The sequence below is a fragment of the Alkalithermobacter paradoxus genome (assembly GCA_002029295.1).
Classification (GTDB): Bacteria; Bacillota; Clostridia; order Peptostreptococcales; family Peptostreptococcaceae; genus Alkalithermobacter; species Alkalithermobacter paradoxus.
The window spans coordinates 306,929-318,817 of record MZGW01000002.1; the positions used below are offsets into that span (position 1 = coordinate 306,929).

At 28.5% G+C, this 11,889-nt stretch carries 19 protein-coding genes; 16 read left to right on the forward strand and 3 right to left on the reverse strand.

Annotated elements, in window-relative coordinates; all coding sequences use genetic code 11:
* Nucleotides 1–36: 36 nt before the first annotated feature.
* The 5 genes from CLOTH_RS04420 (at nucleotide 37) to CLOTH_RS04440 (ending at nucleotide 3,794) form a co-directional block, all read left to right on the forward strand.
* Nucleotides 37–1,389 carry an MATE family efflux transporter gene (locus tag CLOTH_RS04420; RefSeq protein ID WP_079411585.1) on the forward strand — a complete coding sequence of 451 codons (1,353 nt, stop codon included), beginning with the start codon at nucleotides 37–39 and terminating at the stop codon, nucleotides 1,387–1,389.
* A gap of 61 nt (nucleotides 1,390–1,450) precedes the next feature.
* Entirely contained in the window at nucleotides 1,451–2,293 is an 843-nt protein-coding gene (locus CLOTH_RS04425) for a patatin-like phospholipase family protein (RefSeq protein WP_079411587.1), read from the forward strand.
* An 80-nt stretch (nucleotides 2,294–2,373) separates the two neighbouring features.
* Nucleotides 2,374–3,111, forward strand: a complete 738-nt coding sequence (gene truA, locus CLOTH_RS04430) for a tRNA pseudouridine(38-40) synthase TruA (RefSeq protein WP_079411588.1) — start codon at nucleotides 2,374–2,376, stop codon at nucleotides 3,109–3,111.
* A 20-nt stretch (nucleotides 3,112–3,131) separates the two neighbouring features.
* Nucleotides 3,132–3,371, forward strand: coding sequence for a DUF1292 domain-containing protein (locus tag CLOTH_RS04435; RefSeq protein WP_079411590.1), 240 nt, complete (start codon nucleotides 3,132–3,134; stop codon nucleotides 3,369–3,371).
* A 12-nt stretch (nucleotides 3,372–3,383) separates the two neighbouring features.
* Nucleotides 3,384–3,794 (forward strand): DUF6762 family protein, encoded by a 411-nt coding sequence (locus CLOTH_RS04440; protein WP_079411592.1) that lies wholly within the window; start codon nucleotides 3,384–3,386, stop codon nucleotides 3,792–3,794.
* Nucleotides 3,795–3,925: 131 nt separating this feature from the next.
* Here CLOTH_RS04440 and yfcE read toward each other — a convergent pair whose 3' ends face one another.
* Together yfcE and CLOTH_RS04450 are read right to left on the reverse strand one after the other, a co-directional pair.
* Nucleotides 3,926–4,468, reverse strand: a complete 543-nt coding sequence (gene yfcE / locus CLOTH_RS04445; RefSeq protein WP_079411594.1) for a phosphodiesterase — start codon at nucleotides 4,466–4,468, stop codon at nucleotides 3,926–3,928.
* A gap of 16 nt (nucleotides 4,469–4,484) precedes the next feature.
* A complete protein-coding gene (locus CLOTH_RS04450; protein WP_079411595.1) occupies nucleotides 4,485–5,285 on the reverse strand; it encodes an NAD(+)/NADH kinase in 801 nt (266 codons plus the stop codon).
* Between the two features lie 134 nt (nucleotides 5,286–5,419).
* Here CLOTH_RS04450 and CLOTH_RS04455 point away from each other — a divergent pair, with 134 nt between their 5' ends.
* The gene (locus tag CLOTH_RS04455; RefSeq protein ID WP_143715417.1) at nucleotides 5,420–6,325 is read left to right on the forward strand and encodes an RluA family pseudouridine synthase; all 906 of its coding nucleotides are present in this window, start codon (nucleotides 5,420–5,422) and stop codon (nucleotides 6,323–6,325) included.
* Between the two features lie 4 nt (nucleotides 6,326–6,329).
* Nucleotides 6,330–7,340 carry a nucleoid-associated protein gene (locus CLOTH_RS04460; protein ID WP_079411597.1) on the forward strand — a complete coding sequence of 337 codons (1,011 nt, stop codon included), beginning with the start codon at nucleotides 6,330–6,332 and terminating at the stop codon, nucleotides 7,338–7,340.
* Nucleotides 7,341–7,361: 21 nt separating this feature from the next.
* On the opposite strand, the gene acpP is transcribed toward CLOTH_RS04460, so the two are convergent.
* On the reverse strand, nucleotides 7,362–7,589 hold the full coding sequence (gene acpP / locus CLOTH_RS04465; RefSeq protein WP_079411599.1) for an acyl carrier protein: 228 nt from the start codon (nucleotides 7,587–7,589) through the stop codon (nucleotides 7,362–7,364).
* A gap of 128 nt (nucleotides 7,590–7,717) precedes the next feature.
* Between acpP and trmB the strand changes: the two genes are divergently transcribed.
* The 9 genes from trmB to CLOTH_RS04485 all read left to right on the forward strand — a co-directional run bounded on the left by trmB (nucleotide 7,718) and on the right by CLOTH_RS04485 (nucleotide 11,782).
* Nucleotides 7,718–8,374 carry a tRNA (guanosine(46)-N7)-methyltransferase TrmB gene (gene trmB, locus CLOTH_RS04470; RefSeq protein ID WP_079411600.1) on the forward strand — a complete coding sequence of 219 codons (657 nt, stop codon included), beginning with the start codon at nucleotides 7,718–7,720 and terminating at the stop codon, nucleotides 8,372–8,374.
* 43 nt (nucleotides 8,375–8,417) lie between these two features.
* Nucleotides 8,418–8,861 (forward strand): hypothetical protein, encoded by a 444-nt coding sequence (locus tag CLOTH_RS04475; RefSeq protein WP_079411602.1) that lies wholly within the window; start codon nucleotides 8,418–8,420, stop codon nucleotides 8,859–8,861.
* A 35-nt stretch (nucleotides 8,862–8,896) separates the two neighbouring features.
* Entirely contained in the window at nucleotides 8,897–9,088 is a 192-nt protein-coding gene (locus CLOTH_RS04480; RefSeq protein ID WP_079411604.1) for a hypothetical protein, read from the forward strand.
* Between the two features lie 132 nt (nucleotides 9,089–9,220).
* Nucleotides 9,221–9,397, forward strand: a complete 177-nt coding sequence (locus tag CLOTH_RS10710) for a hypothetical protein (RefSeq protein ID WP_169835121.1) — start codon at nucleotides 9,221–9,223, stop codon at nucleotides 9,395–9,397.
* A 107-nt stretch (nucleotides 9,398–9,504) separates the two neighbouring features.
* Nucleotides 9,505–9,681, forward strand: coding sequence for a hypothetical protein (locus CLOTH_RS10715; RefSeq protein ID WP_169835122.1), 177 nt, complete (start codon nucleotides 9,505–9,507; stop codon nucleotides 9,679–9,681).
* A 120-nt stretch (nucleotides 9,682–9,801) separates the two neighbouring features.
* Complete coding sequence (locus CLOTH_RS10720; RefSeq protein WP_169835123.1) at nucleotides 9,802–9,972, forward strand: hypothetical protein; 171 nt, start codon at nucleotides 9,802–9,804, stop codon at nucleotides 9,970–9,972.
* A 129-nt stretch (nucleotides 9,973–10,101) separates the two neighbouring features.
* Entirely contained in the window at nucleotides 10,102–10,263 is a 162-nt protein-coding gene (locus CLOTH_RS10725) for a hypothetical protein (RefSeq protein WP_169835124.1), read from the forward strand.
* Between the two features lie 92 nt (nucleotides 10,264–10,355).
* Nucleotides 10,356–10,517: a hypothetical protein gene (locus tag CLOTH_RS10730; RefSeq protein WP_169835125.1), complete on the forward strand. Its 162-nt coding sequence runs from the start codon at nucleotides 10,356–10,358 to the stop codon at nucleotides 10,515–10,517.
* A 257-nt stretch (nucleotides 10,518–10,774) separates the two neighbouring features.
* Complete coding sequence (locus tag CLOTH_RS04485; RefSeq protein WP_079411605.1) at nucleotides 10,775–11,782, forward strand: LacI family DNA-binding transcriptional regulator; 1,008 nt, start codon at nucleotides 10,775–10,777, stop codon at nucleotides 11,780–11,782.
* Nucleotides 11,783–11,889: the final 107 nt, after the last annotated feature.

Genomic DNA, 11,889 nt, shown 5'->3' on the forward strand with positions numbered 1-11,889 from the left:
ACCCTTGTCTTATTTTCTTTGAGTAGGGGGAGAACTATGAGTGAGAGAAGTATAATATTAGAAAATGAAAAGATAAGTAGACTTTTAATTAATCTATCACTACCTGCGACTGTGGGAATGATAGTAAATGCTCTTTATAATATAGTAGATGCTATATTTATAGGAAGAGGGGTTGGAACACTTGCTATAGGGGGGCTTGCTGTTGTATTTCCTATACAAGTAATAATAATGGGGTTTTCACAGATGATAGGTATAGGTGCAGCTTCTACAGTATCTAGAAGCCTAGGTAGTAAAGATGATAAAAGAGCAGATAAGGCTGTAGGAAATGCTTATTTTGCTGTTATAGTTATAAGTCTTGTAATAACATTATTTGGGCTTATTTTTATAGACAATTTATTACTATTCTTTGGTGCTACACAAACTATTTTACCTTATGCTAAAGACTATATGTCTATAATATTATTAGGAAGTATATTTTCTATGTTTGCAGTTTGTTCAAATAATCTGGTAAGGTCAGAGGGAAATGCAAAAGTTGCGATGTTTACAATGATTATAGGAACAGGTCTTAATATAATTTTAGACCCTATATTAATATTTATATTTAAACTAGGGATAAAGGGAGCAGCAATCGCAACAGTAATTTCTCAATTTGCTTCATTCATATTTATAATTAAATATTTATATAGTGGAAAAAGTTCGCTAAACGTAAAATTTCATAATATGAAGCCTGACAAGGAAATTTTATCAGAAATATTTACTGTTGGCTTTTCTGCATTTGTAAGGCAAGTAGGTGGAAGTATAGTTGCTATAGTATTAAATAACTCATTGAAACTTTATGGAGGAGATGTTGCTATATCTACATTTGGGATAGTGAACAGAATAACTATGTTCTTGTTTATGCCACTATTTGGAATAATACAGGGTATGCAGCCTATAGCAGGTTTTAACTATGGAGCAAGGAGAGTTGATAGAGTACAAGAAGTAGTTAGACTATCTATAATAAGTACAACTGCTATGGCAACATTTGGAGTTATAATTGGACAACTGTTTCCACAAGCTATAATGACTGTTTTTACACAGGATGATACACTAATAAAAGATGGATCAACAGTGCTAAGAATTGTAATAGCTATGGTACCTATAGTTGGTTTTCAAGTAGTTGGTGCTGCATTATTTCAATCCTTAGGAAAGGCAGTACCGTCTATAATACTATCACTTCTTAGACAAATAATTTTTCTAATACCTTTAGTATTAACGCTACCAAGAATATTTGGGCTCACAGGTATTTGGATATCGTTTCCAATAGCTGATTTGTTATCCACTATAGTTACTAGCGTATTACTAAAGAATGAAATGAAAAAAATAAGTGCAGAGCCAAGACAAATATAGTATATATAAAAGAATATGTGTCAATAATCCTACAAAAAGACTTAAATTAAAAGGTGAGGTTATGAGTTCTGTAGGATTAGTGCTTCAAGGTGGAGGAATGAGAGGCATATATACATCTGGAGTATTAGACTTTTTTATGGAAAAAGATCTTTACTTTCCTTATATAATTGGAGTTTCTGCAGGAGCGTGTAATGGTTGTGCTTACGTATCTAAACAAATCGGTTTTGCTAAGAAAATGTATTTAGATTATATTTATGACCCGAGATATATAAATTACAAAAATGTATTCAAAGGAAAAAGTGTATTAGGAATGGATTTTATATTCGATGAAATACCTAATAGTGTAAATCCATTTGACTTTGAATCGTTCAAATCTTCTAATCATAGATTTATAGTAACTACAACAGATTACACAACAGGTGAGCCTGTGTATTTTGATAAAGATGAATGCGATGATATTTTTATGGCTATAAGGGCGTCAAGTAGCATACCATTTATAACACCTCCAGTAAACTTTTCGGGAATGCAGCTTATAGATGGCGGAGTATCAGATCCTATACCTATAAAAAAGTCACTTCAAGATGGAAATGAATCGAATGTAGTTGTTCTGACAGATGGAAATTATATGAATAAACCTAGGAATATTAAAAGATTAGCTTATAAAATGTACCCAAAAGATACAAAGCTTATAGATTGGGTATTTGATATGCATAGAATTAATAATGATGCTCTAGACTATATAAATAGCTTAGAATGTGAAAATAAGGCTATTGTTATAAGTCCTAGCAAACATATAAAAATGGGAATAGTAGATAAAAATAGATCTAAACTTGAAGAATTATATAACTTAGGATACCAAGATGCAAAGTCAAAATATGAAGATATAAAGAGATTATATAATTGAAATATGGTAAAATTTACTTGATAAATATGAAGTATAATAATAAAATAAGTAATTATGATTAACTGTATAAGGAGCAATAAATGAGAAACATAAAAATGACTATTCAATACGACGGTTCTAAGTATAAGGGATGGCAAAGACTTAAGAATAATGATATGACAATTCAATCAAAAATAGAAAATATACTGTCTAAAATGACTGGTGAAAATATAGAAATAATAGGTTCAGGCAGGACTGATGGAGGAGTTCATGCAATAGCTCAAGTAGCCAATTTTAAGACTAACTGCAGTATTGGTGTATCTGAAATTATGGACTATATGTACAAATACCTTCCAGAAGATATAGTAGTAACAAAGATAGAGGAAGTTAATGAAAGATTTCATTCAAGATACAATGCTAAATCAAAAACATATATATATAAGATATGGAATGATACATATCATAATCCATTCCTTAGAAAATACTATGAACATATAGATCAAAAGCTAGATATAGAGGCTATGAAAAAAGGTGCATCTTATTTGATAGGAGAGCATGATTTTAGTAGTTTTAAATCTAGTAGGTCTCAAAAAAAATCTAATGTAAGGACAGTATATTCAATAGATATTACTAGAAATGAATCTATAGTAGAAATATCTATACATGGAAATGGATTTTTACATAATATGGTTAGAATAATTGTTGGTACATTACTTGAAGTAGGACTTTATAAGAAAAGACCTGAAGATATAAAAGATATACTTCAAAAGAAAGATAGATCACTAGCAGGACCTACCGCATCACCTAAAGGGCTTTACTTATTTAATATAGAATATTAAAAAATATAAGGAGGATAAAAATGTCAAATAAGTTAACATTTTTAGATGAAAAAGGAGAAAAAATAGAGTTAGAATTAGTTGAAACTTTGGAAGTAGATGGAGAGAAGTACGCTCTGTTTGTAGAAGGTGAAAATGATGAAGATGCTTATGTATATAAGCTTGTAGAAGAAGATGGAAAAGAAAAATATGTAGTTATAGAAGATGAAGATGAGTTTGAGAAAGTATTAGAATATTATAACTCTTATTTTGATGAAGAATAAGGAGAGAGTTTTATGGATAGCTTTGAATTAGTGCTTATGGAAAAAGAAATAGAAACAGGTTTTTTATCTAAGGAGATAGAAAGTTACTCAATAAAAGGAAATGAAAATTTAGTACAGAGTATATATATGATAAATGAAGATAGTAAAGAGATTGTATATCTTATACTTACAACAGATAAAGATGTAAGTGACTGGGAATACTCTGCTATATTTGATTATTATGATGAAGAGGTATTTAAGGATGTAGTTATATCGGTAGAAGAGATACATGATAAGTACAATCCTGCTTGGAAATTAAAGTTTGGATTTATAGATTCACATGAGTCTATGCAAGAATTATTAAATAAAATATTAAGTATACATAAAAAAGAATTAGATAGTGTATACGAAGAAATAAAAGATAAAGAAGAAGAGTACAAATAAAGAGCCGCTAGGCTCTTTATTTGTAATGAATAGGAAATTATAAACTTTTTGAACCATGGATAATTTATAATTTCCGTTATGAATTTCAAAAAAGTCTACCTTTAAAATCTTTCAAAGAAAGACTTTTTTTATTATATAGATAGAGTTTTTATAGTTTCTAATGTATTTATATCTATAAGGCTAATATATGTATCTTCTATTATTGCAACAGAATGAGAGTCATCCTTAGGAATTGATGTACTTCCAGGATTAAGTACAATTAAATCACCGTCTTTGTATAGCTCTTTTATATGAGTATGTCCAGATATAAAAATATTAGATTTGAAATTCTTGGCCATTTGTATAAACTCTTCTTTTTCTTTTTTATAGCCATGGCACATAAACATTCTGAATTTACCAAGCTCTAAAAAGACATAAGGGGTTTGAATTGGATGAGTTATCACCATCTGATCAACATCAGAATCACAATTACCACACGTAAATATTATGTTGTTTAAAGTGTTTATTTTTTTTGAAAGATCCATAGGAGAATATCCATCAGGAAGAGGATTTCTAGGGCCATGGTATAAGATATCTCCCCCGTGTAGTATGTAGTCGCAGTCCTTTAAAACATCTAAGGCCTTTTCAAAGTACTTCAAACTTCCATGAGTATCACTCATAACGCCTATTTTCATAAATTTAACCTCCCATTTATAAGAATTTTTCTGACACCTTACTCCAAAACTCACCATTTTTGAGTTTAAGTAGTTTAACACCAATTTTAGATGTTTGCACTACTATTTCAACTATTTCATCAAATCTATACTCTATTCCATCTGTGACTATTAATATAGAGTTTTCGAATCTATATTCAGGAGCAACTTTTATAATAGAATCATCTGATAATATTATACTAGAGGTAAATGACCTGTAAGCAGTTGTATTTATTGGAGCTAATGGAGTTATTTGAATTAATTTCAATCTAGGATCAACTATACTACCTCCTGCTGAGTAATTATAAGCTGTAGAACCTACAGGAGTTGATATTAGTATTCCATCTCCACTAAACCTTTCTATAAAGTTATTGTCAACACTTATATTTAGGTGCACAGTTCTAGACTTATCTCCCTTTATTACAATTTCGTTTATGCCTATGGTTTCTATACAACTTTTTCTAGTGCATATAGCAGCTTCTATAGGCCTTATTTCTTGAATAAAATATTCTTCCTTCATATATAAATCTATAAACTCATCTATTTCATGTGTTTGAATATCCTGAAAAAAACCGAGATGACCTGTATTGATTCCGACTATAGGTATATCAGGGAAATTATATTCTCTAACTGTTCTTAAGAAAGAACCATCTCCACCTATACATATTATAAGTTCAGCATCATAACTAAATACATCTGGGACATAAAAGCCTATACACTCTAATTTTTGCTTGAGCATCTGAGCAGTTTGAATAGACCTTTTATAGTCATTATTTGTGATATTTATTATTCTTTTCATTAAAAAATCTCTCCTCAACTAATCACCATAAATATATTATAGCACAAAACATAAAATCTAATAGCTTGCCTATTGAAAATATAAATAATATAATACTTTTATTAGGTTTAATGCCAAAGAGGAAGGTGTTAATTTTGATAATAAAAGATTTACAAAAATATAATCTAATATCTTATAAAGTAGAACAAGAAGGCACTTTAAAGGATATACTTTTAGATAAGCTAAATCTATCTATGAGATTTTTATCTAAACTTAAAAGGGACAAGAGTGTATTTGTAAATGATAAATTTCAAAAGTATGACTATATTGCAAAAGTAGGCGACATCATAGATATAAAAATTATAGAGGAACCTAGTCATTTTGAAGCTGAGGATATGGATATCGAAATAATATATGAAGATTTTGACTTGGTAATTGTAAATAAGCCCCCATATATAGTAGTTCACCCCACAAAAAGTCATCCAAATAAAACTATAGCTAATGGAATTACAAATTACTTTAAAGATAAAGAAGAAAACCCACGAATAAGATTTGTAAATAGACTTGATATGAATACTTCAGGACTTTTGATAATTGCTAAGAATTCATATGCACATCATATACTTTCTGAAGATATGAAAGAAAATAAAATAACAAAAAAATACTTGGCAGTAGTAAAAGGTATTATTAAAGATGATTATGGAACTATAGACGCTCCTATCTATAGAGAAACTGAAGATAGTATACGTAGAACTGTAGATGAAAAAGGGCAAAGTAGCAAAACTCACTTCAAGGTAATAGAAAGATTGAATGATGCAACTGTTGTAGAACTATTATTAGAAACAGGGAGAACTCATCAAATAAGAGTTCACTTAAGTCATATGGGATATCCAATAATAGGAGATGAACTTTATGGGTATGTAGATGAAGATTTAATAAAAAGACAAGCACTTCATGCAGTAAAATTAGAACTTTATCAACCTAGAACTAAGGAAAAAATTAAGGTGAAGGCTAATATTCCAGATGATATTGCCAATTTAATAAATAAACTTAAGGGGTGAGAAAATGCAAATACACAAGTTTATAATTCACATATTAGACAAAAACAATCCTACACCTATTTTGAATGACTTTGAGGGCGAGATTAATGAACAAGTTCACGAGTTCTTTGAAAAGCATATATATAGAGCTATAAGAGATGATAACAACAAAAAGGCTAAGTTTGTAGATAGTCAAAGTGATATAAAGCAGTTATGTGAAGAAATAATTTACGATAGTAGCACATTTTTAGATAATTCAAAAGAGATAGCTATGAATTTATTTGAAAGTATGAAAAAAAGTGAAAATACTACATCTTGTGATTTAGCTATATGTCTTTACTCTATAGAAGATGATTATTATATAGGTCTTTTATTGCTTGACTACAAGAAAACATACACACATTCTATAGAGTTTGTAGAAGATAAATTTAATATAAAAATAGTAGAAAACGAAGTTGCACTCCCAAATTCTTCACAGAGGCTAAAAAGATGTGCATTCATAGGATTATCTGGAATTAATGATGATTATAATTTAATAATTTTAGATAAAGATCTTATAAAAAACCTAGACCTAGAGAATTATTTTGTTTCGAGCTTTTTAAAGTGTGAGATAATTTTAGATGATAAGGACAAAACTAGAATATTTAAAAATTCAGCTGAAAAATGGGTAAAGACAAGTCTATATGATGATATTGAGGCTGCAACTATAATTAGAGAAAGCTTAACACAAACTCTAAAAGATAAAGAACAAATAAATATAAAAGAATTTGCAGACAAAGTTATAGAAGAAGATAATTTAAGGGAAAGTTTTGTAGAGCATATATCGAAAGAAGGCATACAAGAAGGCAACTTTAATATAGACAAGAAATGGGTAGATAAAAATCTTAAAAATAAAGTTATAAAGACTGATACAGGATTTGAGATAAAAGGTAGCTCAGAAGTATTTGAAGATTATTTTAAGTATCAGACTAAGAAAAATGATGATGGAAGTATAGATATTATAATTAAGAATGTAAAATTCTATGAAGAAAAATAAAGAGGGAAAAATCCCTCTTTACTATTTATTGTTTTGGATATAGTCAGCTATATCTCCTATATTCTTGAATTTTTCAGCTTCTTCATCTGGAATTTCAACATCGAATTCGTCTTCTAAAGCCATCATTATTTCAACAGCATCTAAAGAGTCTGCTTCTAAATCATTCATTAAAGAAGTAGTTCTTGTTATAGATTCTACATCTTCAATGCCAAGTTGTTCTGCTATAATTTCTCTTATTCTTTCAAACATATTGCGTTACCTCCCTAAGTGTTATGCTTAAATTTTTAATTGTAGTTTAATACATGTTGGGATATTTTTCAATCAATTTTTAAAAAATTTATAAACTTTTTAGTAAGTTATACAAAAGGAGAACTAAAATGAGATATAGAAAAAAAATAGGTGCAAAAGAAAAATTGACTACGTACAATGATATTTTTATCCAAAAGTATAAAAATTATAAAGGTAAATGGAAAAATTTATTTCAGAATTCTAATCATATACATCTAGAGATAGGGTGTGGAAGAGGAAAATTTATAACTACTTTAGCTCAAAACAATCCACATATTAACTATATAGCTATAGAAAAGTTAGATGGTATACTTCTTGATTGTGCAAAGAAAATAGAAGAAAAAGATATAAAAAATATAAAAATCATATGTGCAGATGCTTCAGAACTTGAAGAAATATTTGATCATAAGGAGTTACAAAGAATATATATAAACTTCTGCGATCCTTGGCCGAAGAAAAGGCATTCAAAGAGGAGATTAACTTATAAAGGATTTTTAGAAATTTATACAAATTTAATGAGTGAAGATGGAGAGATACATTTTAAAACTGATAATAAAGATTTGTTTGAGTTTTCGATAAATGAATGCTGTGATTTTGGATTAAGATTAAAAAATATTTACCTAGATCTACACAAGAATGAAGAGATATCAAGGAATGTTGTAACTACAGAATATGAAGAAAAATTCAAAGGTATGGGAATGAATATATACAAGCTAGAGGCATATAGTTGGAATAATAATATATAATTTGAATATACATATAGTGTAATTAGGACAAAGGAGGAAAAACATGAAAAAATTTGTGAGCCTTTTTATACTATGTGTATTTTTATTTTTTATACTTTTAGGGTATTCTCAAAATTCAATAATAGTTTCTGTACAAGGAATAAAATCATACAATAGAGAGATAAACTTTATAGTAAGTGATTATAATAAAGATTTAATTAATGAAAATAATGTAAATGAGTACATAAATAGAGTTAAAAATATAAAGATGGGATTTTCAAATAATAGACGACCAAATATACTAAATAACTATTTTAGCATGAAAATAGACTCACTAAAATATCTATTAATGTTACTTGAAAATATAAATGATAAAGAAAATATACAAAATTACATAGATAAATATAATTATCACTCAAATGCATCACAAAAAGAAATAGAAAATATATTAAAAAGTACTTTTATAAGGGTAACATATTTACAGACTCCTACATATTATAGAAAATAGCTAGTGCTAAATAAGTGTTGTTAGGAGGTACTGATATGTTAGATAAGCTTAACTTTCTTCGTGGAGGATTGTTTTGCGATGATGACAACGAGTTTTTAATACTTATAGTTATACTGTTGCTTTTATGTTGTAGTGATAAGTGTAATTTCGGTGGATTTTGCTGTGATGATAATAATTTTATATGGATACTACTTATAGTGATACTATTATTAGGATGTGATGATTAAATAAATGAGCTAGAAATTCTAGCTCATTTTATTTTTTCTAAAACCTTAACACCTTAAAGCAAATATGCATATTATGTATAAGAAGCTACACAAAATGTAGCATTCAAGTAAATATAAAAGGGGGTAAAAGGGATGAGCTGCTGTAAAAAATCTAAGTTCTTTGATGATTTTGATGGTTGGTGGATAATAGTATTACTATTCTTATTCCTAGTTTTCCAAGACTGTACAGATATATGCATGGAAGATTGGATACCATTCCTAATTATACTACTAATTCTTTGTTCTTGTGAAGATTTAGGATGCTGCTAAAAATAAAGGGCTAAAAGCCCTTTAATTTTTTTAACACATTTATGTTAATCTGCATAGTATAAAAAAAGAAGGGATTGCCTTCTGATAAAAAATAAGGGGGTAAGACAATGAGTAGATGCAAATCTAAATGTTTCGACTTTGATGGTTGGTGGATCATAATATTATTCGCTTTATTCCTAATATTCCAAGATTGTCTAGATGATATATGCATGGAAGACTGGATACCATTCTTAGTAATACTACTAATAGTTTGTTCTTGTGAAGAATTAGGAGATTGCTGCTAGTGATTGATAAAGGGCTGATTGGCCCTTTATTTTTTTTCACACATTTATATTACTTTGCATAATATGAAGTAAGAAGGTTAGCCTTCATTAAATTTATTAAATGAAATGGGAGGTTATATTATGGGATGCAATTTCTTTAAGGATTTTGATGGTTGGTGGATCATAGTATTACTATTCTTATTCCTAGCTTTCCAAGACTGTCTAGATGATATATGCATGGAAGACTGGATACCATTCTTAATTATACTATTAATTCTTTGTTCTTGTGAAGAAATAGGAGATTGCTGCTAATACAAAGTAAGGGGCTAAAATATTAGCTCCTTATTTTTTTATTTTTTGATAACACATTTACACTTACCTGCATAGTATGAAGAAGAAGATTTTCTTCATAAAGTCTATTGATATAAAGGAGGCTATATTATGGGTTGTGGATTATTTAGAGATTTTGATGGTTGGTGGATCATAGTATTATTCTTCTTATTCTTAGCATTCCAAGAGTGTTCAGACATATGTCTAGAAGATTGGATACCATTTTTAATAGTAATATTAATACTATGCTGCTGTGACAATCTAGATTGCTAATATCATTGTAGTAACAAATTAGGCTTCAAAACATATTATGTATTAAATAGTTTAGTAAAAATAAACTAAAAAAATTTATAGGAGGTAAGATTATGGGATGTAATTTCTTCAAAGATTTTGAATGCTGGTGGATTATAGTATTATTCTTCTTATTCTTAGTATTCCAAGATTGTCTAGACGATATATGCTTAGAGGACTGGATACCATTCTTAATAATAATATTAATACTTTGTGCATGTGACGATCTATGCTAATACCTAAGGGGCTAACTATAGCCCTTTTTTTATAATTTCCGTTATGAATTTCAAAAAAGTCTACCTTTAAAATCTTTCAAAGAAAGACTTTTTTATGTATATTACATTATATTTATATAAATAAAAAATATACATGGATTGTACTAGTATAAATCCTTTTTTTTTGAACAGATTAGTGGTATAATTAGTTTTTGACAATCGTGAGAATACAAATTAAAAATAAGGGTAGAATTCAAAAATAAGAAAGGAGTGGAAAAATGACAGTTACTATAAAAGATGTAGCTAAGAAATCAGGGGTGTCGATATCTACAGTATCTAGAGTTATAAATAATTCAAAGCCTGTAAGTAACGAGATAAGACAAAGAGTAATGTCTGTTATAAAAGAAACAGGATATGTACCAAATCCTGTTGCTAGAAGTTTGGTAACCAAGAAAAGTCAACTTATAGGTGTTATAGTTCCAGATATATCGAATTTTTTCATAGGAGAATTATTGAACGGTATAGAAGAAGTGGGAAAAATATATGAATACGATATTCTTCTTTGTAATAGTTACGGAGAAATGGAAGAAGAATTAAAGTACATAAATTTATTAAAATCTAAGCAAGTAGCTGGAATAGTGTTTGTAACTTGGAAAATGAGTGATGAACATGTCAAAGCAATAGAAGAAGGGAATTTACCAGCTGTATACATAAGTAAAAATGCTCATAACTTTGATGTATACTCTGTTAGTATAGAAAATGAAAGAGCTGCTTATGAAATGACTAAGTATTTGATACAAAAAGGTCATACAAATATAGGATTTATAAGATCTTCTATAGAGGATGATTTAGTAGACTCTCAAAGATTTAGAGGATACAAGAACGCTTTGACTGACAGTGGCTTAGAAATAAATCAGAGAATAATAAAAGAAGGAGACACTACAAGTGAATCTGGATATTATCTAATGAATGAAATATTAGAATCTAATGATATGCCACATGCGATGTTTGCAACAAATGATGAAGTTGCTATAGGTGCTATAAATTGCATATTAGATAAGGGGTATAAAGTGCCAGATGACATATCTGTAGTAGGATTTAATGATATAAAACTAGCATCATTATATAGACCAAGTCTTACAACAATAAAACAACCTATATATGATATGGGAGCAGTTTCTATAAGAATGATAGTAAAAATGATAGATGGAGAGCAATTAGAAGATAAACATACATATTTACCATATGAACTAATCGAAAGACAAAGTGTAAAAGAAAAGAAGTAAGCATATGCTAAAGAAGTAAGCATATGCTTACTTCTTTTTAATTTGCTTAAAGTTAAATAAAAAGTAACTTAATTGAAGGAAAAATGCAAAAAATATAGAATATTTTT

Coding starts and splice junctions, on each gene's coding strand:
- CLOTH_RS04420 (WP_079411585.1), top strand. CDS start 37: ATGAGTGAGAGAAGTATAATATTAGAAAATGAAAAGATAAGTAGACTT.
- CLOTH_RS04450 (WP_079411595.1), bottom strand. CDS start 5,285: ATGAAAAGAATAATAAATATCACAAATAATGACTATAAAAGGTCTATT.
- CLOTH_RS10720 (WP_169835123.1), top strand. CDS start 9,802: ATGGGATGCAATTTCTTTAAGGATTTTGATGGTTGGTGGATCATAGTA.
- CLOTH_RS10710 (WP_169835121.1), top strand. CDS start 9,221: ATGAGCTGCTGTAAAAAATCTAAGTTCTTTGATGATTTTGATGGTTGG.
- CLOTH_RS04485 (WP_079411605.1), top strand. CDS start 10,775: ATGACAGTTACTATAAAAGATGTAGCTAAGAAATCAGGGGTGTCGATA.
- CLOTH_RS04440 (WP_079411592.1), top strand. CDS start 3,384: ATGGATAGCTTTGAATTAGTGCTTATGGAAAAAGAAATAGAAACAGGT.
- CLOTH_RS04460 (WP_079411597.1), top strand. CDS start 6,330: ATGCAAATACACAAGTTTATAATTCACATATTAGACAAAAACAATCCT.
- CLOTH_RS04435 (WP_079411590.1), top strand. CDS start 3,132: ATGTCAAATAAGTTAACATTTTTAGATGAAAAAGGAGAAAAAATAGAG.
- CLOTH_RS10715 (WP_169835122.1), top strand. CDS start 9,505: ATGAGTAGATGCAAATCTAAATGTTTCGACTTTGATGGTTGGTGGATC.
- truA (WP_079411588.1), top strand. CDS start 2,374: ATGAGAAACATAAAAATGACTATTCAATACGACGGTTCTAAGTATAAG.
- CLOTH_RS10730 (WP_169835125.1), top strand. CDS start 10,356: ATGGGATGTAATTTCTTCAAAGATTTTGAATGCTGGTGGATTATAGTA.
- acpP (WP_079411599.1), bottom strand. CDS start 7,589: ATGTTTGAAAGAATAAGAGAAATTATAGCAGAACAACTTGGCATTGAA.
- trmB (WP_079411600.1), top strand. CDS start 7,718: ATGAGATATAGAAAAAAAATAGGTGCAAAAGAAAAATTGACTACGTAC.
- CLOTH_RS04425 (WP_079411587.1), top strand. CDS start 1,451: ATGAGTTCTGTAGGATTAGTGCTTCAAGGTGGAGGAATGAGAGGCATA.
- CLOTH_RS10725 (WP_169835124.1), top strand. CDS start 10,102: ATGGGTTGTGGATTATTTAGAGATTTTGATGGTTGGTGGATCATAGTA.
- yfcE (WP_079411594.1), bottom strand. CDS start 4,468: ATGAAAATAGGCGTTATGAGTGATACTCATGGAAGTTTGAAGTACTTT.
- CLOTH_RS04480 (WP_079411604.1), top strand. CDS start 8,897: ATGTTAGATAAGCTTAACTTTCTTCGTGGAGGATTGTTTTGCGATGAT.
- CLOTH_RS04475 (WP_079411602.1), top strand. CDS start 8,418: ATGAAAAAATTTGTGAGCCTTTTTATACTATGTGTATTTTTATTTTTT.